The organism is Tolypothrix tenuis PCC 7101, from assembly GCF_963874875.1.
Taxonomy (GTDB): Bacteria; Cyanobacteriota; Cyanobacteriia; order Cyanobacteriales; family Nostocaceae; genus Aulosira; species Aulosira tenue.
This window is the reverse complement of sequence record NZ_CAWNJS010000001.1, coordinates 2,759,889-2,780,348: the sequence shown is the minus strand read 5'-3', so window position 1 is coordinate 2,780,348 and position 20,460 is coordinate 2,759,889. Positions and strand designations below refer to the sequence as shown.

The 20,460-nt window shown below is 41.7% G+C and carries 20 protein-coding genes; 9 read left to right on the top strand and 11 right to left on the bottom strand.

Annotated elements, in window-relative coordinates; translation table 11 throughout:
- Positions 1-52: 52 nt before the first annotated feature.
- The 3 genes from AACU25_RS11450 to tyrS form a co-directional block, all read right to left on the bottom strand.
- A complete protein-coding gene (locus tag AACU25_RS11450) occupies positions 53-727 on the bottom strand; it encodes a hypothetical protein (RefSeq protein ID WP_321206635.1) in 675 nt (224 codons plus the stop codon).
- Positions 728-906: 179 nt separating this feature from the next.
- Entirely contained in the window at positions 907-1,632 is a 726-nt protein-coding gene (gene pyrF, locus AACU25_RS11445; protein ID WP_096575676.1) for an orotidine-5'-phosphate decarboxylase, read from the bottom strand.
- Between the two features lie 29 nt (positions 1,633-1,661).
- Positions 1,662-2,858, bottom strand: coding sequence for a tyrosine--tRNA ligase (gene tyrS, locus AACU25_RS11440; RefSeq protein WP_190445706.1), 1,197 nt, complete (start codon positions 2,856-2,858; stop codon positions 1,662-1,664).
- Between the two features lie 173 nt (positions 2,859-3,031).
- Here tyrS and AACU25_RS11435 point away from each other — a divergent pair, with 173 nt between their 5' ends.
- Positions 3,032-4,963 (top strand): transglycosylase domain-containing protein, encoded by a 1,932-nt coding sequence (locus AACU25_RS11435; protein ID WP_096575672.1) that lies wholly within the window; start codon positions 3,032-3,034, stop codon positions 4,961-4,963.
- 119 nt (positions 4,964-5,082) lie between these two features.
- On the opposite strand, the gene AACU25_RS11430 is transcribed toward AACU25_RS11435, so the two are convergent.
- Together AACU25_RS11430 and AACU25_RS11425 are read right to left on the bottom strand one after the other, a co-directional pair.
- On the bottom strand, positions 5,083-5,406 hold the full coding sequence (locus AACU25_RS11430) for a DUF1825 family protein (RefSeq protein ID WP_045874011.1): 324 nt from the start codon (positions 5,404-5,406) through the stop codon (positions 5,083-5,085).
- Positions 5,407-5,543: 137 nt separating this feature from the next.
- Positions 5,544-5,963, bottom strand: a complete 420-nt coding sequence (locus AACU25_RS11425) for a tetratricopeptide repeat protein (protein WP_096575670.1) — start codon at positions 5,961-5,963, stop codon at positions 5,544-5,546.
- A gap of 533 nt (positions 5,964-6,496) precedes the next feature.
- On the opposite strand from AACU25_RS11425, the gene AACU25_RS11420 reads away from it, so the two are divergent.
- Together AACU25_RS11420 and AACU25_RS11415 are read left to right on the top strand one after the other, a co-directional pair.
- The gene (locus AACU25_RS11420; RefSeq protein ID WP_045874012.1) at positions 6,497-6,871 is read left to right on the top strand and encodes an NINE protein; all 375 of its coding nucleotides are present in this window, start codon (positions 6,497-6,499) and stop codon (positions 6,869-6,871) included.
- Positions 6,872-6,884: 13 nt separating this feature from the next.
- Positions 6,885-7,418, top strand: coding sequence for a ComEA family DNA-binding protein (locus AACU25_RS11415; RefSeq protein ID WP_096575668.1), 534 nt, complete (start codon positions 6,885-6,887; stop codon positions 7,416-7,418).
- A 208-nt stretch (positions 7,419-7,626) separates the two neighbouring features.
- On the opposite strand, the gene lepB is transcribed toward AACU25_RS11415, so the two are convergent.
- Entirely contained in the window at positions 7,627-8,199 is a 573-nt protein-coding gene (lepB, locus tag AACU25_RS11410; RefSeq protein WP_096575666.1) for a signal peptidase I, read from the bottom strand.
- Positions 8,200-9,086: 887 nt separating this feature from the next.
- Between lepB and AACU25_RS11405 the strand changes: the two genes are divergently transcribed.
- Both AACU25_RS11405 and AACU25_RS11400 read left to right on the top strand, forming a co-directional pair.
- On the top strand, positions 9,087-10,160 hold the full coding sequence (locus tag AACU25_RS11405; RefSeq protein ID WP_096575664.1) for a reverse transcriptase domain-containing protein: 1,074 nt from the start codon (positions 9,087-9,089) through the stop codon (positions 10,158-10,160).
- A gap of 30 nt (positions 10,161-10,190) precedes the next feature.
- Positions 10,191-11,099, top strand: coding sequence for a hypothetical protein (locus AACU25_RS11400; RefSeq protein WP_096575662.1), 909 nt, complete (start codon positions 10,191-10,193; stop codon positions 11,097-11,099).
- 109 nt (positions 11,100-11,208) lie between these two features.
- Here the strand turns inward: AACU25_RS11400 and AACU25_RS11395 are convergent, their stop codons facing one another.
- Positions 11,209-13,677, bottom strand: coding sequence for an ATP-dependent Clp protease ATP-binding subunit (locus AACU25_RS11395; protein WP_096575660.1), 2,469 nt, complete (start codon positions 13,675-13,677; stop codon positions 11,209-11,211).
- 606 nt (positions 13,678-14,283) lie between these two features.
- Positions 14,284-14,835, bottom strand: a complete 552-nt coding sequence (gene rimI, locus AACU25_RS11390; RefSeq protein ID WP_096575656.1) for a ribosomal protein S18-alanine N-acetyltransferase — start codon at positions 14,833-14,835, stop codon at positions 14,284-14,286.
- Positions 14,836-14,926: 91 nt separating this feature from the next.
- Between rimI and lysA the strand changes: the two genes are divergently transcribed.
- The 3 genes from lysA (at position 14,927) to AACU25_RS11375 (ending at position 18,144) form a co-directional block, all read left to right on the top strand.
- Entirely contained in the window at positions 14,927-16,330 is a 1,404-nt protein-coding gene (gene lysA / locus AACU25_RS11385; protein ID WP_096575654.1) for a diaminopimelate decarboxylase, read from the top strand.
- Positions 16,331-16,453: 123 nt separating this feature from the next.
- A complete protein-coding gene (gene cdaA / locus AACU25_RS11380; RefSeq protein WP_045874020.1) occupies positions 16,454-17,398 on the top strand; it encodes a diadenylate cyclase CdaA in 945 nt (314 codons plus the stop codon).
- Complete coding sequence (locus AACU25_RS11375; RefSeq protein ID WP_045874021.1) at positions 17,395-18,144, top strand: isoprenyl transferase; 750 nt, start codon at positions 17,395-17,397, stop codon at positions 18,142-18,144. The genes cdaA and AACU25_RS11375 overlap by 4 nt, the downstream gene beginning before the upstream one ends.
- Before the next feature lie 187 nt (positions 18,145-18,331).
- On the opposite strand, the gene AACU25_RS11370 is transcribed toward AACU25_RS11375, so the two are convergent.
- On the bottom strand, positions 18,332-18,604 hold the full coding sequence (locus AACU25_RS11370) for a DUF3143 domain-containing protein (protein WP_045874022.1): 273 nt from the start codon (positions 18,602-18,604) through the stop codon (positions 18,332-18,334).
- A gap of 21 nt (positions 18,605-18,625) precedes the next feature.
- Positions 18,626-19,159, bottom strand: a complete 534-nt coding sequence (locus AACU25_RS11365; protein ID WP_096575650.1) for a DnaJ domain-containing protein — start codon at positions 19,157-19,159, stop codon at positions 18,626-18,628.
- 133 nt (positions 19,160-19,292) lie between these two features.
- Between AACU25_RS11365 and AACU25_RS11360 the strand changes: the two genes are divergently transcribed.
- Positions 19,293-19,634: a COG3650 family protein gene (locus tag AACU25_RS11360; RefSeq protein ID WP_321206636.1), complete on the top strand. Its 342-nt coding sequence runs from the start codon at positions 19,293-19,295 to the stop codon at positions 19,632-19,634.
- Between the two features lie 87 nt (positions 19,635-19,721).
- Here the strand turns inward: AACU25_RS11360 and AACU25_RS11355 are convergent, their stop codons facing one another.
- The gene (locus AACU25_RS11355; RefSeq protein WP_096575646.1) at positions 19,722-20,456 is read right to left on the bottom strand and encodes a hypothetical protein; all 735 of its coding nucleotides are present in this window, start codon (positions 20,454-20,456) and stop codon (positions 19,722-19,724) included.
- Positions 20,457-20,460: the final 4 nt, after the last annotated feature.

The following is a 20,460-nucleotide window of genomic DNA, read 5'->3' as shown; positions in this document are numbered from 1 at the left end:
ACCCTTACCCTTTCCCCTTTCACCTTTCCCCCAAATTAATTTCTCAATGCTATTACTGATTTCCTTTAATCCCACCCATCCGCACAGTTCCCGCCTGACAATCCCCTAGCCAAATTTTAATCGCTTGAGCAATAGCGCTATTACTACTATCTCTTGGGGGAGATATTGGTTGTCCAGGAACAGATGCATCAGTTTGAGTAAACATCATTACCAAACGCCAGCCATTTTGAGTTTTAGTCAACAATAGCCAGTGGAACTCTTCTAATTCCACAGCTTTCCCCCCAACATACTGCCGTTCTAAAGTAGTAAAGAAAACTTGATCGACTCCTGATGCTGAACTTTTCGCTGTCTCTGGGGTGTCAATCCCCGGATTCAAAGGTAAAGGCGTAAACTCTGGCCTACCTGCTAAAAGTATATAACTGTAAACTTCACTACTCCGGCTAAGACGGCGCGCCCGTTGACTGACGCGATTGGTATAACTCGGTAAATCGCGCAGCATCCAAGTAGTTAAAGATTGCACATCTTGCTCAGTGCAAGCAGACTTCACCTTATCCTTAGATACAGATGAGTTTTGCGAAAACGCTAAGTTATCAAAGCTGTTAAATGCTAGCCAGAAGCAACAAAATATTAGCCAGAAGCGGCTTTTTTGGGGATTGGGGACTGGGGACTGGGGACTGGGGATTGGGGGCTGGGGACTGGGGATTGGGGATTGGGGAATGGTTTTCATGCTTGGTTGTGGGAGCGATCGCCCATCGTTTCTTGAAGAGGGAATATTCCTGTTTTATACCTCTTTGGAACTTCCAAAAATTAGGTTATCGAGTTTTGAAAGCAAAGGTAAAATTCTATTCCTCCTCTGCTTCCTCTGCTTCCTCTGCTCCCTCAGCTTACACAGCGATAGGATATTTTTTATTTGTTAGTCCCTTGAGTTATCTCCTCAATAATTCTGTTCCAGGCTAACTCAGGCTCGGTAGCCGCAGTAATTGGACGGCCAATTACTAAATAATCTGCCCCAGCTTTAATGGCTTGTGCTGGGGTGAGCGATCGCTGTTGATCTGCTTTGTCTGCCCAAGTTGGACGCACGCCAGGACAAACGAAGAGAAAATCATCTCCGCACGTTTGCCGCAGTTGTGCTACCTCTTGGGGCGAACAAACTGCGCCATCTAAGCCTGTTTCTTGAGCTAGTAGCGCCATTGACAAAGCATATTCTGGCAATTCCAGCGGAATTTTTAAATCAAAGGCCAACTGCCTAGCAGAAATGCTCGTCAACAGCGTAATCGCAATCAATTTTGGCGGTTTTACACCCGCTTGTGCTGCTCCCGTTTGTACTGCTGCGGTTGCGGCTTTCAGCGCATCCTTACCAGCAGTAGCATGAATAGTTAACAAATCCACCCCATAACGAGCCGCCGCCTGACAAGCGCCAGCAACAGTATTGGGGATGTCATGAAACTTTAAATCCAGAAAAATCTGCTTTTCTCGAGATTTTAGCTCTGCGAGAATAGCTGGCCCAGTGCTAGTAAACAACTCTAAGCCAACTTTCCAGAAATTAACTTGCGGAAGCTGATCCACAAGAGCGATCGCACTCGCTACATCTGGCACATCCAAAGGTACAATAATTCGCTGCTCGGCTTTCATCGGCGTTGATCGGCGGTTCATTTCATAGATTAAGGTACTAAGCGCACAAACTTGTTTTTCCCTACCTGCAAAACTTTCTGAGCTAACTCATCAGGTTGGGCAAAAGTGGTATCAACATTAGTAATGCGATCGCCATCTAGGTAAACCCCACCTTCTTGAATTTTGCGTTTACCTTCGCCGCTACTTTTGCATAACCCGCTAACATTGAGCAAATAAGCCAACTTTACCGGAAACTGAGGAATCTCAGCCAAGGAGAATTCCGGAATAGCACCTTTTTTACCGCCACTATCAGCAGCTTCTTTCGCTTGATTCGCCGCAGCTTCGCCGTGATATTGTTTCACAACTTCCCATGCTAAAAGTAATTGGCGATCGCGTGGGTTTGCGGGCAATTTCTCTAAAGCTAAATCTGTCAGTAGTTCAAAATACTGGGTTAGTAATTGATCGGGAACTCCCTGCAGCTTTTGATATTTATCTGATGGGTGTTCCGACAACCCTACATAATTACCTAAAGACTTAGACATTTTCTGTACGCCATCTGTACCAATCAAAATTGGTAGTAATAGCCCAAACTGAGGCTTTTGCCCAAAATGGCGTTGTAAATCTCGCCCCACAGCAATATTAAATTTTTGGTCAGTTCCCCCTAACTCCACATCAGCCTCAACCGCCACAGAATCATATCCCTGCATCAACGGATAAAGGAACTCATGGAGGAAAATAGGATTCTCTTTTTTATAACGCTCTGCAAATCCTTCCTTGGCTAGCATCTGCCCTACTGTCATTGTGGAAAGTAATTCTAAAATTTTTCCTAAATCTAGCCGGGAGAGCCATTCGGAGTTATAACGTACCTCTAATCTGCCAGGTGTGTCAAAATCCAATATAGGGCGTACTTGGTCAAGATAAGTCTGGGCGTTCTGCGCTACCTCTGCTTCTGTCAGTTGGCGACGTACCTCAGATTTACCAGTCGGATCGCCAATGCGAGCCGTAAAATCACCAATAATTAGCACTGCTGTATGACCAGCATCTTGAAAAGCTCGCAGTTTTCGTACCGGTATGCTATGACCAAGATGAATATCAGCACCGGTTGGATCAATGCCTAATTTGACCCTTAAAGGTCTGCTTGTAGTTGCCAAGCGCTTTTCTAAAGTTTCACTTTCGCTGTCAACATCTGTTGGTTGTGGGAAGATTTCCACGACACCACGACGCAACCAAGCAAAATCTTGCGCCATGCTAGGAGATTCGCTATTAATTAAACTTTGGGCTGAAGAAATTAAGTTGGTTGTATTCACTGGCAATTTGTCCGTTCTCTTATCTGCCAAACTACTATAATTGCAAAAAATCAACCGCCTTGCTTCGCCAAATCAATTACAGTTAAATTTACAAGTGAGGAAGTGAAATCGCCGTGTCGTCTAGGACTTTTGAAGACAAGGAGCCACAAACTAAGGCTTCATCAGGTTTTGAGTTTTTGAAAGGAGTAGGTCAGGTAGCTGGCGGAACTCTATTATCAATCACGATGCTGACAAGTTCAATTGTGGCGGGCGGATTGGTGGGCTTGGCTATTAGTTTCCGTAACTTGCCAGATGTGAGGCAACTACGTAACTTTTTTCCTTCAGAAACTACTTATATTTATGATCTTAAAGGCAAGCTGTTAGCTAGCGTTCATGGCGAAGCTAACCGCGAAGTTATGCCCTTAGATAAAATTTCTCCCAATTTAAAACGGGCAGTATTAGCCAGCGAAGATGGTCATTTTTACAACCACCACGGTATTAATCCTACAGGTGTAGGGCGTGCGATCGTTGTTAACTCAATTGCTGGTGGAGTTAAAGAAGGTGGCTCTACCATCACCATGCAGTTGGTGAAAAATATATTTTTGTCTCAAAAGCGTGCCTTTACCCGCAAAATTGCAGAAGCAGTTCTGGCAATTCGCTTAGAGCAAATTCTTTCTAAAGACCAAATATTAGAAATGTACCTCAATCAAGTGTATTGGGGTCATAACAACTATGGAGTACAAACTGCAGCACGCAGTTACTTTAACAAATCCTCAGAATATTTAACTTTGGGCGAATCGGCGATGATGGCTGGTTTAATTCAAGCACCAGAGGAATTTAGCCCTTTTGTCAGCATGAAGTTGGCAAAACAAAAACAAAAAGAAGTTTTAGGGCGGATGCTGGATTTAAACTGGATTAGCCAGCAAGAGTATGATGATGCGCTCAAGCAAGAAATTAAATTAGGTAAAATCAGGTCGTTTCAAGGTAGTGCATTACCTTATGTCACTAATACCGTTTCTCAGGAGCTAGCGAAGAAGTTCGGGCGAGAAGCACTATTGAAAGGCGGTATGCGCGTCCAAACTACAGTTGATGCCGAATTCCAAAAAATGGCAGAGCAAACTGTTGCTACCTGGCATGAAAGGCTCCAAGGCGAGGGCTTATCTAAAAATCAAATGGCTTTGGTAGCAATTGACCCCCGGACACATTTTGTCAAAGCTTTGGTAGGTGGTGTAGACGCTAAAACCAGCGAATTTAACCGGGCCACCCAAGCGCAACGTCAGCCTGGATCTTCTTTCAAACCATTTGTTTACTACACAGCTTTTGCTTCTGGAAAATTTGCACCAGATACAACGGTGGTAGACGCTCCAGTTAGTTATCGAGATGGTAATGGTTGGTACTATCCGAAAAACTATGATGGTGGGTTTTCTGGGGCAATGTCAATTCGCACAGCCCTAGCCCAATCGCGTAATATCCCTGTCATTAAGGTTGGTAAGTCAGTGGGGATGAATAAAGTCATCGAAACTTGCCGTACCTTGGGAATTATGAGTCCAATGGAGCCAGTGACTTCTTTACCTCTAGGTGCGATTGGCGTGACACCATTAGAAATGGCTAGTGCCTATGCCACCTTTGCTAATTATGGTTGGCAGTCACCACCCACAGTCATTGCTCGTGTTACAGATAGTAGCGGAAATGTTTTATTAGATAACACCCCCAAGCCCCAACTAGTCTTAGATCCTTGGGCATCAGCAGCAATTATTAACGTTATGCAATCGGTAATTACTGATGGTACTGGTAAAAATGCTGCTATAGGTCGCCCTGCCGCAGGTAAAACGGGTACAACATCCTCAGAAAAGGATATTTGGTTTGTAGGTACGGTACCCCAGTTAACAACTGCTGTCTGGGTTGGTAGAGACGACAATAGACAATTAGCCCACGGTGCTACAGGTGGGGTGATGGTAGCCCCCATCTGGCGTGACTTTATGCAAAAGGCTTTAAAGGATGTACCAGTAGAAAGCTTTAAATCGCCCTCTCAGTTCCCTCGTCCAAAATCAAATGACCGGGAATAGGAACTAGATAATGGGTACTGGGGACTAAGGACTAGAAGCTGATGAATATTGACTTTTTGGATTTTAAATTTTGGCTGACTTAATAGCAGCACTATTACCTAACTTCTAGCCCCTAGACCCTATACTTGTTTTTCCAGCTCGGCTTTCATCCGTTGTAGAGTAAGATGCATTTGGTCAAACATTTGTTGTGGTGTCACTCCAAACTGACCTAGCTGAGTTTTCATCTGCTCCATAGTCATTTGTGCCATGAAATCTTCTGATAGCTCAAAGCGCTTCATAAAGATGCGATACCGATCCATCATGGCTTCCATTTGCTCAATAAACAGCTTTTTACCTTCACGGTCAAATTTGCCGTAGCTATTGCCAAGCTTGATAAGTGCTTGATAATCGTCAAACAGCTGTTTTGCTTCTTGCTGAACTATCTCAGAGTCAAAGAATCCCATTTTGTTTAATATTCAACTGAGCGCCCACACTCAGCAAATTATGGTTTTGCTTATATTTTTATTCTAGTCTAGGGCAATACTCTAGGGAATAAGCTCCGGTTTCTTTACGGTTTTTTAGGGAAATTTCAACACTTGACTCAAGATTCCGAGCGTGAAGTAAACAAGCTTAATACTGAGGCAAGACCTACAGAAATTGCTGCTGATTTAGGATTGGGGGGTTGGGCTTCTTTAATGTTCAATTTGGCAGCATATTTCAATGCTACAGGGTCTTGGGGATTCAGCTTTAATGCTTGGCGAATATAAACTGTTGCCATTCCCTGGAAGTTCTGCTTAAAATATGCAACGCCTAATAATGCATGATAGTCACTAATTTTTGGTTCTAGTTTGATGGCCTCACGTAATTCTTGCACACAACTTGCCCAGTTGCTTTGATTAGCATACTGAACAGCCCTCTGGTAGTGCCGATCCGCATAGTTTTGTTCGACGGGCTGAACATGATTTTTTTGGTCTACTTTCTGTTCCACTGGTTTTTCTCTGAGTTTCGGAATTAGGGACATCGCTGCTTGTAGTAACAACAGGTGGATATTTTGCAACTATTCGGTACACTAAAAACCGAGAATTTTATTTTTTGTGGCTAAGACTAATTTGAACTAAAACCTAGCTCAAATTTTTGCTATTTAAGAAATTTCCTCAGCCCAAGTTTATGTAATATCATATATTACATATTATATATAAATAACTGCTAGGAAATACAATGAATTTAGGCAATTCCTCGGTATCTAGGTTATTTGAATATAGCCTACTTATTGAGAACTGATCAGCCATAGCAAAAATCAATAAAATAGATTCACATACATTAGGAGAAGTATAAATATTTGCTGTAGAGAAGAGGCAGAAGGCAGCACAGCCAATGGAATAGTTAAGTTTATTTGCAACTTTTAGCCGTAACCATCGGTAATTGGTAATGGGTGATCAAGAAAAACATCAAACACTCAATGCCCAGCACCAAACAATAAGCTGCATTTATGCAAGTGCTTTGCTAGGATGACTATCTAATTGTAGGTAATGTACTAGTGGTAAATTGGGGAATATGTTAACCAAGCGAAAAAGCCGCAGCGTTGCCGCTATTTTAGCTTTTTCTGGCACGCTGACCATTTCAGGATTACATAAGTTTTATCTAGGACAACCAGTGTGGGGAATATTGTATGTTCTGCTTTCTTGGACTCCTATCCCCAAAGTAGCCAGTGCTATTGAAGGGGTTTGGTACTTGGCTCAAGATGAAGAAGCTTTTGATCGCAATTTTAATTTTGGTAAGTCAGCAATCAAAAATTCACAGCAGGTAAGCAATCAAGTAGGAGCGATCGCAGATGCTTTGCGAGAATTAGATAAGCTGCGCCAAGATGGATTAATCTCTGAGTACGAATTTGAGCAAAAGCGCCGCCAGATGCTAGACCAAATTTCTTAACACCAGAAAAAGTATGAAAAACTGGCTATCTTTCAACCCCAGGTTACAAAAACTCCGTACCCAGCTCCTCAACGACCCTTACTATAGACTGCAATCTGGGGAAGAAATTCAGCTGGCGATTCAATTGGGGATTCACATTGATGCTAATCAAGCAACTGTAGATGATTGGTTACGCTTACCGGGGTTTTCCATTCATCAGGCGCGATCGCTCGTAGAACTTTCACGTTCCGGTGTTAAATTTTATTGTATAGAAGATATTGCAGCAGCTTTGGCTATTCCTGTGCAGCGATTACAGCCAATTAAGCCACTGCTTAATTTTGCTTACTATGACGAAGAATCTTTAGAATGTCCGGTACCCTTACTTAATCCCAATTTAGCAACAGTTGAACACCTAGCAAAAATACCTTTTATTGATATATCTTTAGCGCAAGCTGTTGTGCAAAATCGTTTAGCTGCTGGCCCTTATCGTAGCTTAGTGGATTTCCAGCAGCGCTTGGCACTTCCAGCAGATGCGATCGCGCAACTAATGTATTATCTCAGGTTTTAAGTTGGGGACTGGAGATTGGGGACTAGGGATTAGGGATTGGGGACTAGGAACAATCATAATTAACTAGAAAAGCTACTTTTAATTTCTAATTTCTAGCAGTCTGTCAAGAAATAATTGACGGATAGATTTCCTGTAGAGACGGCGATTTATCGCGTCTCTCTAACAGTCAAAATGAATTTGACAGACCACTAGTCCCTAGCCTTTTATTTTAAATAAACCCAAAGCGGTCGAGGGGCCAAAAACGAAATGTGGCTCGACCAATAATATTTTTTCTGGGTAAAAAACCCCAGTAACGAGAGTCATTGCTATCGTTACGATTATCACCCATGACAAAAAATTCGCCTTCTGGAACTACTTGTGGTGGGTAAGGATTATTTGGTGGTTCAGCAATATAGTCTTCTTGCAAGGCTTGACCGTTGAGGTAAACTTTACCATGAGCAACGCTCACAATCTCTCCCGGTTCACCAATCACCCGCTTGATAAAAGCTTGGTCTTTAGGATATCCCCGGCGTTGCAGTTCTTCTGGTGGCTGAAAAACAATAATATCCCCAGTTTTAGGCGGATGAAATTTATAAGAAATTTTTTCCACAACCAGGCGATCGCCTGTGTGTAAAGTGGGTAACATAGAATCCGAAGGGATAAAGCGCGGTTCGGCAATAAAAGTGCGAATCAGAAAGGCCAAACATAACGCGATCGCAACTAGAGTTAGATTTTCCTGCCAACTACGCCATATTTTTGATGACGCTGGGCTATCTTTTGCTTCACTTTCGTGAGGAGTCATAGAATTTTTCAGCCAGTAAAAAAAGTGGTACAAATACCTTGATTATTTTGGCACTCAAGGTATACTTGTAATCAAGTTGGGTTCTGCATTCAACCCATACAAGCATTATTAAATGGTCTATCGCATCTACCAATTATAGGCAAAAGCGCTGAAAATGAACTATAGCCTGTCTGATTCGATACAAGCACAATTTTAGGTATAGTAAATAGGTAATTCCAATACCTAATTTTAATTGTTGCAAATATAAGGCAAGGTTTTAGAACATTATCCGTTTTGTTGTCTTATTGTCTCCTTCTGAAAAGTAAGGTAAGCTAGTTGCCGACTGGTAGAGCGATACAGCCAGTCGGTTTTTCTTTTTTCTCACCAAGTTAAATATTTATTTATTGTTGAGTTCATTGACTGTGCAAAGAAGCAAGTCCCTAAACTAAGTCAACTAAGTAAAAATTATAATTAGTAGCTGGTATTTAAAAGAATATTTCTTACTACGCTACATAGGTTTTTTTTGCATAGTGAGCAGAATTTTAATAGTCACTACAAACCATCATTCATAACTTACTCACCTTGCGTGGATTGAATCAAAACTTTATACTCTTTCAGTAGAGGACTTTAGCAAAGTTTCCCACTTTGTGGCTAGTAAACGCACTTATCGATTAAACTAGGGCAGAGGTGTATATAAGTGATGAATTATTTAGTAATTCCTCGTATAAACAACCTCATACAGACAACTTAAATCACTTGCGGGTACAAGTATTGATTTCCGTTGTTGATCCTGCGACGGTGTATTTTACGGTCAGCTTTACGAGGATTCTATTCTTCTGAATTGACTCCTTTTCCTTATCCGAATAGGCGAGAATACACCCGCAAGTGATATTTTTTTATTATTCATTATGGATAAAGCACAAAAAAACTCTCAGTTACTTCTGAAGCAAAGTCCTGAATATTTACGAGAAAAATTTTATTCTCTCAAACAACCAATGGATATAGCTGACCTTTTAGAGGTTTCCTATTCCCGTCTTGTTTATCATATATATCTTGTTAAACCTAACCAACGTTATAAAACTTTTGAGATTCCTAAAAAATCTGGTAGGATGCGTCAAATATCAACTCCGATAACTGCACTTAAAATTATTCAGGCAAAACTTAATCAAGTATTACACACAGTTTATGAGATAAAACCATCAGTGCATGGGTTTGTAATAGAGAAAAATATTGTAACTAATGCTCAAGCTCATACTAAAAAACGCTATGTTCTAAATCTTGATTTAACTGATTTTTTCCCGTCGATTAATTTTGGTCGAGTCCGGGGTATGTTTATGGCTACACCCTATGGTTTACACCCAGATGTAGCGACAGTTTTAGCACAGATTTGTTGTCATAACAATCAGTTACCTCAAGGCGCACCAACTTCACCCATAGTGACTAATATGATTTGTGCCAAGATGGATAGTCAATTGCAGCGTTTAGCTAAAGAGTACAAAGCGACTTATACAAGGTATGCAGACGATATTACTTTTTCAACAACCTTACCTAAGTTCCCTGAAGAATTAGCATATATAGTAGCTGAAGAAGATGAAGATAAAATTTTTATTGGTAATAGATTACTATCAATTATTAATGAAAATGGATTTGAGGTAAATTATCATAAAAATCGACTGCAAGTCAAAGGTAATCATCAAGAAGTAACGGGATTAACGACTAATCTGTTTCCTAATGTTGACAGAAGGTATGTGCGTCAGGTTCGTGCTATGCTTCATGCTTGGGCTAAATTTGGGCTTGAGGCTGTGGAAAAAGAGTATCAAGAAAAGTATGAATCTCAAAGCAGATTACCCGCCAAGGATAAACAAAATTTTAAACAAGTACTTCGGGGAAAAATAGAGTTTATTGGTATGGTTAAGGGAAGAAATGATTCTATCTATAAAAAATATTTAGAGCTTTATACTAAAATTAGTAAACCTCAGTAAATTGTCTAAATACACAATGCTGGATATTATATGGATGAAGAATTAAAACAAGAAATTCAAGATATAAAAAGTAATATTTATTTATTATCTAATGAAATAAATTGTCAATTTATTAGATTAAATGAAAATTTTTCTAGTAACATAAATCGACTATCAGAGCAAATTTTTAAGTTATCTGAAACACAAGCATTAACTAATAAATCAATTGATAACATCACAATTAAAACTGATAAAGAAAATTTCCAAAAAACTCAGAAACAGTCAAAGATACCAGATGAATATTATATTGATTATTCATATATAACGGATACAAATTATTCATCTTGGGTTGATAACTTAAAAAAATATAGTAAAGATATGGCTGAATGCCGAGATAAAAAGCAGATTACAAATTTTTGTGAGTCTGCTCGTAATACTTTGGAATCTGCAATCGAAGTTCTTTTTGAGGAAGAATATAAATATATTAATGAAAATAATAAATCATTTTTTGAAGCTTATAATAGAGTGAAATCATCTTATGATAAACGAAAAAATAGTAATTGGGAGTTACCGCAAATATGTGTAACTGTACCAAATTCTGCCATCAACTCAGAAAATTTAAAAAATATTGGTGGCATCTACGTTGATAGAAAAAACATAGAAAAAATCCGAAGAGAAAGCCTTCCTGCATCAGTTCAGATATTTTTTGAAATTATTAAACCTAACTATATGGAAACGCAGCATCTAAAAGCAAATTATTTAACAATAATGAATATGAATAAATTAAGAAATCTAAAGACTCATGGCAGTAAATCTGATTTAGATTCACAACTAAATAAATTGGGACATTATGCAAAGAAATTATACGATTCAAGTGAAAATTTTGAGACTATCCAAAAAGCAATATCCTGGTTTGTACAAGAGATATACAAAAGAGTTTGTAAAATATCTAGCAATTAATTTAAATGAGTTTTTACCTTAGAGAGTCAAAAAAACGGTAGAGCAATTAATACTCTACCGTTTGCGTTTTTAAATTTGAGATTTAATCCCAAATTTTAAATTTTAAATTTTACTCAGCACCTTGGGATAATAACTCCCGACGCTGTTGAGAACTGACTTGAACGTTACCGTTTTCATCAACATCAACCAGGGCTGTATCGCCATCTTTAATGCGACCAGAGAGAATCTCTTCAGCCAAGCTATCTTCTAACAAGCGCATAATTGCTCGACGTAATGGTCGTGCGCCGTAGCTGGGGCTGTAGCCTTCTTGGATGAGGCGGTCTTTGAAGCGGTCGGTGACTTCTAAGGTGATACCTTTTTCGGTCAGGCGACCAAATACTTCTTTGAGCATGATGTCGGCGATTTCTGTAACTTCGGCCTTGCTCAACTGACGGAAGACGATAATTTCATCTAAACGGTTGAGGAACTCTGGACGGAAGTATTGCTTCAGTTCTTCGTTCACCAAGGAGCGAATGCGGTTGTATTGCGATTCGCTAGCATCGTCTGCAAACTCGAAGCCGATACCGCCACCACCTTTTTCAATTACCTTGGAACCGATGTTAGATGTCAAAATCAACAGAGTGTTCTTAAAGTCTACGGTGCGACCTTTAGCATCGGTTAAGCGACCGTCTTCTAAGATTTGCAGCAGCATATTGAAGACATCGGGGTGAGCTTTTTCGATTTCGTCGAATAGCACCACGGTGTAAGGTCTGCGTCTCACTGCTTCGGTTAGCTGACCGCCTTCGTTATAGCCAACGTAACCTGGAGGTGAACCGATCAGTTTGCTGACGGTGTGACGCTCCATATATTCCGACATATCTAGGCGAATCATTGCTTCTTCGGAACCGAAGAAGTAAGAAGCCAAGGATTTCGCCAATTCAGTTTTACCTACGCCTGTGGGGCCTGAGAAGACAAAGCTGGCGATGGGTCGATTGGGATTTTTCAAACCGACACGAGCGCGGCGAATTGCGCGGGAAACTGCCTTCACAGCGTCTTCTTGTCCAATTAGGCGCTGATGTAGGGTGTCTTCCATGTGCAACAGCTTCTCGGATTCGGATTCGGTGAGCTTGTTCACCGGAACTCCCGTCCAGGATGCGACGATGTGGGCAATGTCCTCTTCTGTAACTACGGGTTCTAAACCTTCGTTACCAGAGCCATTGGTTTTGCTTTGAGCGATCGCGCGAATTTCGGCTTTGATTTCCATTTCGCGATCGCGCAGTTCTCCAGCGCGGTCGAAGTCTTGGGAGCGAACTGCATCATCTTTTTCTTTTAAGATTTGGCGCAGTTCTTTGTCTAACTCTTTGGCTGCGGGGGGCAATTGGGAGTTAATCAACCGGACTCTGGAACCTGCTTCGTCGATTAAGTCGATGGCTTTATCTGGCAGATAGCGATCGCTAATATAACGATCGGACAATTTCGCTGCCGCCACCAAGGCTTCATCGGAAATTTTTAGTTTGTGGTGTTGCTCGTAGCGATCGCGCAGACCGTACAATATCTCAATTGTTTCATCAACTGAGGGTTCGCCTACCATTACTGGTTGGAAGCGTCGCTCTAATGCTGCATCCCGTTCGATGTGTTTGCGATATTCATCTAGGGTGGTTGCACCAATACATTGCAACTCACCTCTAGCCAAGGCTGGCTTGAGGATGTTCGCAGCGTCGATTGCGCCTTCGGCTGCACCTGCACCAATCAGGGTGTGTACCTCGTCAATGACGAGAATTACGTTACCCGCCTGACGAATTTCGTCCATGATTTTCTTCAGGCGTTCTTCAAATTCACCCCGGTACTTGGTTCCGGCTACAAGTAAACCAATATCCAGCGTGACTACGCGCTTGTCTTCCAGGATGTCGGGGACATCTTTGTTGGCAATGCGGCTCGCTAAACCTTCAGCGATCGCTGTTTTACCAACCCCTGGTTCACCTATCAGCACTGGGTTATTTTTTGTCCGGCGACCCAATATTTGGATAACTCGCTCGATTTCCTTGGCGCGTCCCACCACAGGATCGAGTTTGTTATCGGTTGCCATTTGGGTGAGGTTGGAACCAAATTCATCCAAGGTTGGAGTTTTGGTGCGCCCAGAGGGGCCTCCTTGGGTGACTTCAGCTGTTTCGCCCAACATCCGAATGACTTGGGTTCGTACCTTCGATAGATCCACGCCGAGGTTTTCCAACACCCTGGCTGCCACACCTTCCCCTTCTCGGATCAGGCCCAACAGCAGATGTTCGGTGCCAATGTAGTTATGGCCTAATTGGCGCGCTTCTTCTAAAGATAGTTCCAGAACCCGCTTTGCCCGTGGCGTAAAAGGAATTTCCACAGCAACAAAGCCCGAACCCCGTCCTATGATTTTTTCTACTTCAATGCGGGCATCTTTGAGATTGACACCCATTGATTTCAGCACCTTGGCCGCAACTCCCGTCCCTTCACCAATCAGACCCAGGAGGATCTGTTCAGTGCCGACGAAATTGTGGCCTAAACGGCGGGCCTCTTCTTGGGCCAGCATGATTACCTTAATAGCTTTTTCTGTGAAGCGTTCAAACATGGCATTTTTCCCATCACCTGCGTCGTGCCGGTACGCTGATTTTAGCACAGGCCAAGCTTTTGGATATCTGTATAAAAAAAACAAGATATCCAAGCGGTATCACCCAATTTGATGGCGTAATTCCTGAATATTTATTACTTTTGTGTGGCTGTTGTACTGAGGAGAACAAGAGAAACAGCGTTTTTAGCTCTTATTGCCCGCAAAAAAGCGCTGGAAGTCTAGTTTTACAGCCACTTCCAAACATTTATTCTTAACATATCTATTAGATGAAGTCAAGAATTATTAAAAATGTATTTATTTTTTCAATTAAATAGTTTTAAAAAATAAATAATACTCATCAAATTTTCTTGAAGAAAGTGTATTTTTTTCATGAAGATGACCAAAAGTCAACCGCAAAGTCATCAAAAGTTACATGGGAATCAGGGGGATTGGGGACTGGGGACTGGGGACTGGGGACTGGGGATAGGGAAAAGGCAGGGGGCAGGGAGACAAGGGGCAAATTCCCATTACTCATTACTCATTACTCATTACTCATTACCCATTACCAATTACCCATTACCCATTACCCAATGACAAATGACAAATGACCAATGACCAATGACAAATTTAAAAAAACCGAAATTGCCAAGAGGATTTGTTGAGGCGATCGCTTATCATTGTTTCCCATTGGAGCAAAGTTGTTTGAAATTGGGGATATTGCAGGTCGGGAAGCCAAAGAATTAAAGCGTCTTCGCCATTGTCCTGATAGTAGCGCCGTCGTCGCCCAGCTGTTTTGAAGCCAAATTTTTGATATAAAGATATAGCCGCTAGGTTGGAAGCTCGAACTTCGAGGGTAGCTCGCTCCAAACCGCGATCGCTAGCTGTCTTGAGAAGGGAATAAAGTAAAGCTTGTCCTAAACCTTGACAGTGATATTGGGGATGTACTGCCAAAATCGTAATATGGGCTTCTTCTAAAATTGACCAAAAACAACCCATTCCTAGCAAACTTAAGCTAGAAGCTGGGGAAAATAAGCCTAGTAGTACACTGTTAGGACTATCTAACTCTCGTTGGTAGCCTTCCATTGTCCAAAGACCGCCAAAACAAGCTTTATCCAGTTCTAGGATTGCGCTGAGATCGTCTGATGTCAGTGATTGCAGTTTTAACTCTAATGAGATCACAGTTATTGGATAAGATTACAAACCCTTTGTAAACTGGGAATCGGGAGACTCACTCACGCCCATAATTTGAACAAGGACAACTCTTATAGTTATGGTATCGACTCACCCCACTGGGGTTCAACAGGCTGGTAGTCAATATTTACCTGCAAGGCGTAGTACTTCGCCCAATCAAGAACTTTTACCCTTGACGGCTAAAGTAAATAGTCATGGCTGCCTAGAAATTGGTGGGTGTGATATCACAACCCTAGTAAAGCAGTTTGGCTCGCCTTTATATATTTTAGATGAAGAAACCCTGCGTTCGGCTTGTCAGCAATATCGAGATGCTTTCAAGCAATATTACCAGGGAGAATCTCAAGTACTTTACGCTTCTAAAGCTTGGAATTGTTTAGCAGTTTGTGCGATCGTTGCTGATGAAGGCTTGGGAATCGATGTCGTGTCTGGGGGAGAACTCTACACCGCCCTCAGCGCTGGGGTTAGCCCAGAAAAAATCTACCTCCACGGCAATAATAAATGTCGCTCAGAGCTAATTTTAGCAATTGAGTCTGGTGTCACCATTGTGGTGGATAACTGGTATGAGTTAAAAACCTTAGTGGCAATAGCAGAGGAGCAAGGAGAAAATTCCTTCCCGCTACCCATTCGCATTATGTTGCGCTTAACGCCAGGTATTGAGTGTCACACCCATGAATACATCCGCACGGGACACTTAGACAGTAAATTTGGTTTTGATCCAAATGATTTGGATGAGGTGTTTACCTTTGTTAGTAAGCAGTCAGCTTTGAATTGCGCGGGTTTACACGCTCACATTGGTTCCCAAATTTTTGAACGCCAGCCCCATCAGGATTTAGCGGCTGTCATGGTGCAATGGTTGCGTGATGCAGCTAAGTACGGTTTAAATGTGACAGAGCTAAATGTTGGCGGTGGTTTAGGGATTCGCTATGTAGAATCAGATGATCCACCAAGTATTGATGAATGGGTCAAAGCGATTTGTGAAGTAGTGCAAACAGCTTGTGCAGCAGAAAATCTACCTTTACCCAAGTTATTATCGGAACCAGGGCGATCGCTGATTGCTACAGCTTGTGTAACTGCTTATACAATAGGTTCATCAAAGGTAATTCCGGAAATCCGTACTTACATAGCAGTAGATGGAGGTATGTCAGACAACCCACGACCGATTACTTACCAATCAGAGTACCGGGCTGTGGTCGCTAACAAAATTTCTGCTTCCTTGACAGAAACTGTCACAATTGCTGGTAAGCACTGTGAATCTGGGGATATTTTGATTAAAAATGCCCAACTCCCACAAACTGAACCTGGGGATATTCTCGTAGTTATGGGAACTGGTGCTTACAATTACAGTATGGCATCTAACTACAATCGCTTACCCCGACCGGCAGCTGTTGTAGTCTCAAACGGCGAAGCAAATTTAATTTTGCAACGCGAAACTTATCAGGACTTAATTAGGCAAGATTGCCTACCAGAAAGGCTCAAGAAATAGTTCAACGTCCAAGGTCAAATGTTCAAAGTCCAGAGTTAATAAATGTTCACTCTTGACTTTTTACTCTTGACTCTGGACTATTAATTCACTGTATTTTAGAGGCAAAATATTAATCCAGATGTCATGAGAGATTGGTGGAAGCAATGGCTGACAAACCTGGGATGGTCGCAGTCCTTGCTGCTTGGGACTCTGGATATCGTATTAGTATTGGCGCTGACCTACATGATACTAGTTATTATTAGTGAGCGCCGAACGCTGTGGATGGTACGGGGATTTATTATATTAATGTTGGCTTCAGCACTAAGTAATAGGTTGGGGCTACCACTCTTAAATTTCGTACTAGAAAAGTTGGTTATTGGCTGTGCTGTAGCAATGGCAGTGGCACTCCAGTCAGAGTTTCGGCGTTTTTTAGAACAATTAGGGCGTGGCGAATTCCGCCAGTTGTTTCATCCCTCCAGTTTGGCAGTACCTAAATCTGACAGTGTAATTGATGAGATTGTTGATGCTGTCAAAGAACTGTCAAAAAACCGAATTGGCGCTTTATTGATTGTGGAAACAACAGGCCCGATTGACGAGCGAGATTTTTCTGTACCAGGAGTGAAACTGAATGCTGAGGTTACTAAAGAATTAATACAAACTATATTTCAACCGAAAACTTTATTACACGATGGGGCAACCTTGATACGTGGCTCACGGATTATTGCATCGGGTATAATTTTACCACTTTCGGGACGCACAGCCTCGCGCCAGTTGGGTACACGCCACCGGGCTGCGATGGGAATTACTGAGCGGGTCGAAAATTGCATCTGTGTTGTTGTATCAGAAGAAACTGGTTCTATTTCCTTAGCTGAAAGGGGAATTCTTAATAGACCTCTGACGATTAGAAAACTCAAAGAGTCTTTAGAAGCTCTTTTATCCCCAACGGTAGATCGGGAAGCTGTGGCTCCTGGTTTGTTAAGCTTGGGTCGTCAGCTTAATACTAAGGCACTAGTACTGGTTTCAAGGTTACTCGGATTACCACGTCTTCGACGCGCTACGCGAACGACCGCTTCTCGAGATAAAAAATGAAAGCACAACAAACTGAATTACAAGATTTGCCCCCTGGCTTAAAACGAGAATTACTGCCCAAACACGTTGCGGTGATTATGGATGGCAATGGTCGATGGGCGAAACGTCAAGGTCTACCCCGGATTATGGGTCATAAACGGGGTGTAGATGCACTCAAAGATTTGCTGCGTTGTTGTAAAGATTGGGGAATTCAAGCGTTAACAGCTTATGCTTTTTCTACAGAAAACTGGAAAAGGCCCCAAGAAGAAGTTGATTTTTTGATGACTCTATTTCAAAGAGTTTTACGCCAAGAACTGCGAGAAATGGTAGAAGAGAACGTGCAAATTCAATTCGTGGGGAATTTGAATGCACTACCGCGATCGCTCCAAGAAGAAATTTCCCGTTCAATGGCAGAAACTAAGGATAATCGCAGCATCCGGTTTACAGTAGCCACCAATTATGGTGGACGGCAAGAAATTTTACAGGCTTGTCGGGCGATCGCCCAAAAAGTTCAACAAGGTCTAATCCAACCCGATGAAATTGATGAAGCGGTATTTGAACGCCACTTATACACAGCAGGTATTGCTGATCCAGATTTATTAATACGTACTAGTGGCGAAATGCGCCTCTCAAATTTCCTTTTATGGCAAATGGCTTATGGTGAATTTTATATTACTGAAACACTCTGGCCGGATTTTGATCGCGTAGAATTCCACCGCGCTTTGTGTGCTTATCAGCAACGGGAACGGCGGTTTGGTGCGGTGTAGGGGTTGGGGACTGGGGACTGGGGATTGGGTACTGGGGATTGGGGATTGGGGATTGGGGATTGGGGAGATGTAGACGCGTAGCGGCTTCCCGCAGGGTGGGAGAAATAATAAACACCCATTACCCGTTACCCATTACCAAATGACAAATGACAAATGACAAATGACAAACACCCAATTACCCCATCCCTTATGGCCCAGCAAAAACCGCTTGTTCAATATCTTCCCGGCTGAGGGAATATTTAAATGAACGGAGGATATCTTGGTGATTTTCTCCGGCTTCGATATAGCGCACTGTTAGTTGCTCAACATCAAGGGAGAGATCAGCTTGCCAAGTAGGGCGTTTTACGTGCCAACAATGTAACTCTGCTTCATTTTGTTGACAGCCTTGGTCTTTAAGCCACTGCTCAATTTGTGGCAGGGTGTGGTTATATAAGGGTGCATCTGGAGGAAGAAAAGACATGATTAAGTTTAAAATTACACATTAACAAAAGTAGTTTTCTATTCCCAAAAAACTGGCTGATGGTGCCATTTTGAGAATTTGCTGCTGACTTGTAACAGGTTGTGGTAGCTGTTGTGTTTGAAAAGCTGCTTCACCACGGGTTAAACCAATAGCGATCGCGAGTAACAGACAACCCAAAAACGTTAACACTAGAATAAATAATGCAAAAATTTCGCCCGATGAGAGTGGGCGATCGCTAGCATCTAGGTAAGCAGATTTTGACCAGTCATAGGTTTTCTGCACGGGATGGTTTAAATCGGCAGGTGCTTGAATCACTCCAAAGCGGGAATAGCCGATTTTTAAGTCGTAATTTAACCTACGCTCTGGGTTACTCAAGGTAGCGTATGCTTCATTGAGTCGCTGAAATTTAGCAGTAGCAAGAGTAGCAGGTAAATCGGTAGTATCAGGATGATAGCGTTTACTCAGTTCTCGGTACGCTCGACGGATGTCGATTACCGATGCCGAGGGATGCAGTCCTAGCAGGGAGTAATATGTGGGTTCACTGCTTTGTGGCATTGTCCCATGTTGATTCACGGCTGATTGAGTCACCTTGCGATCAAGTTTTTCTTAATATTGTAAACCTCAATTTATGATGAAAACCTTCCTTTCATCCATTACGTTTTTTGGGCTGGGAATCACTTTGTTATCAATGCATAGCAATCATCTCGTTGTTGCACAAAATAGTAAGAGCGAGGAGTTCATTGCTAGAGGTACAGAACCATTTTGGAGCGTAACTGTAGGTAAAAGCGCAATTATTTTCTCTTCGCCTGACAAGCCAAAACAAACCTTTCTGTACACTAAACCTTTAACAGCACAAGGCCGTCCGGCAGATTTAGTACGTGTTTACCGCTTAAAAAATAGGGAAAATAGTATATTAATTATCAAGCAAGTCGATACTTGTAGTGATGGAATGTCGGATAAAAACTATCCTTACTCCGCAATTTTTATTCTGGGTAATCAAGTTTTTGAGGGTTGTGCTGAGAAGAAATAAAATAAAGGATAACAGTAAATTTATTTTACCTTTACTGTTATCCTATTTCTCAAAAATTCAATTTTTAGCTTTTCTCAGATGCCGTGATTAACTTACTTCTTTGGGAAATATCAAAGGTTCATCTGGTGCTATGTTGATTTGATAGTTCTGTGAGCCTAAAAACTTGGTATTCACTACTTCTTTGTAAGTTGCTAAGTCAGTCTGCCATTTACCTATAACTTGAACTAGGTTAGCTAAACGCACTTTCGGCTCGTCTTGAGCGATCGCATGGCTAAAATTAGCGGAAAATAAAATTGCTGGCAGTTGGGTTTTGTCAGGTAATTGTAGCCCAACTTCATTAATATCCAAGAAGAGTTGCGTATCTTGAAGGGTATAAATAAACCGCAATGCAGCTTGCACAGGTGCAGTACCAAAATCTTTCCAAGGGCCTGATTGTAGCAGTTTACCAAAGATGTAGTTATGGGCTATGTTGTTCTGCTCGAAAATTACATAACCTCTAAAACTAATACTAATTGCTTGATAATTAACTTGAGTTAGTGTCTCAACATACTTGCGAGCTATTGCAGGAATAGATACATCTTGCAATTCTTTAGTAGGAATTGGCTCTGAGAAAACAATTCTATTAATTTCTGCAATTATACTGATACCGTTTTGATAAACTACCTGTGCTGCAGAGTTTGTTACAATTGGTTGCCTAGCTAATTCCCAATCGCTAGGGACAATACCACTATATTTAAGAAAGTCTGGTGTCAGAACTGTGGGGTTATGCTGCCTAACTGCGATCGCTATGACAAATTCTTGAACTTCTAAACTTTGAGTCATATAG

Excerpts from the sequence above, each read along its gene's own strand:
- AACU25_RS11375 (WP_045874021.1), top strand. The coding sequence starts at position 17,395 with ATGAAAGCACAACAAACTGAATTACAAGATTTGCCCCCTGGCTTAAAA.
- lysA (WP_096575654.1), top strand. The coding sequence starts at position 14,927 with ATGGTATCGACTCACCCCACTGGGGTTCAACAGGCTGGTAGTCAATAT.
- AACU25_RS11355 (WP_096575646.1), bottom strand. The coding sequence starts at position 20,456 with ATGACTCAAAGTTTAGAAGTTCAAGAATTTGTCATAGCGATCGCAGTT.
- pyrF (WP_096575676.1), bottom strand. The coding sequence starts at position 1,632 with ATGAAAGCCGAGCAGCGAATTATTGTACCTTTGGATGTGCCAGATGTA.
- lepB (WP_096575666.1), bottom strand. The coding sequence starts at position 8,199 with ATGACTCCTCACGAAAGTGAAGCAAAAGATAGCCCAGCGTCATCAAAA.
- AACU25_RS11415 (WP_096575668.1), top strand. The coding sequence starts at position 6,885 with ATGAAAAACTGGCTATCTTTCAACCCCAGGTTACAAAAACTCCGTACC.
- cdaA (WP_045874020.1), top strand. The coding sequence starts at position 16,454 with ATGAGAGATTGGTGGAAGCAATGGCTGACAAACCTGGGATGGTCGCAG.
- AACU25_RS11400 (WP_096575662.1), top strand. The coding sequence starts at position 10,191 with ATGGATGAAGAATTAAAACAAGAAATTCAAGATATAAAAAGTAATATT.
- AACU25_RS11370 (WP_045874022.1), bottom strand. The coding sequence starts at position 18,604 with ATGTCTTTTCTTCCTCCAGATGCACCCTTATATAACCACACCCTGCCA.
- AACU25_RS11365 (WP_096575650.1), bottom strand. The coding sequence starts at position 19,159 with ATGCCACAAAGCAGTGAACCCACATATTACTCCCTGCTAGGACTGCAT.
- AACU25_RS11420 (WP_045874012.1), top strand. The coding sequence starts at position 6,497 with ATGTTAACCAAGCGAAAAAGCCGCAGCGTTGCCGCTATTTTAGCTTTT.
- AACU25_RS11450 (WP_321206635.1), bottom strand. The coding sequence starts at position 727 with ATGAAAACCATTCCCCAATCCCCAATCCCCAGTCCCCAGCCCCCAATC.
- AACU25_RS11430 (WP_045874011.1), bottom strand. The coding sequence starts at position 5,406 with ATGGGATTCTTTGACTCTGAGATAGTTCAGCAAGAAGCAAAACAGCTG.
- AACU25_RS11395 (WP_096575660.1), bottom strand. The coding sequence starts at position 13,677 with ATGTTTGAACGCTTCACAGAAAAAGCTATTAAGGTAATCATGCTGGCC.
- AACU25_RS11425 (WP_096575670.1), bottom strand. The coding sequence starts at position 5,963 with ATGTCCCTAATTCCGAAACTCAGAGAAAAACCAGTGGAACAGAAAGTA.
- AACU25_RS11405 (WP_096575664.1), top strand. The coding sequence starts at position 9,087 with ATGGATAAAGCACAAAAAAACTCTCAGTTACTTCTGAAGCAAAGTCCT.
- AACU25_RS11360 (WP_321206636.1), top strand. The coding sequence starts at position 19,293 with ATGCATAGCAATCATCTCGTTGTTGCACAAAATAGTAAGAGCGAGGAG.
- tyrS (WP_190445706.1), bottom strand. The coding sequence starts at position 2,858 with ATGGCGCAAGATTTTGCTTGGTTGCGTCGTGGTGTCGTGGAAATCTTC.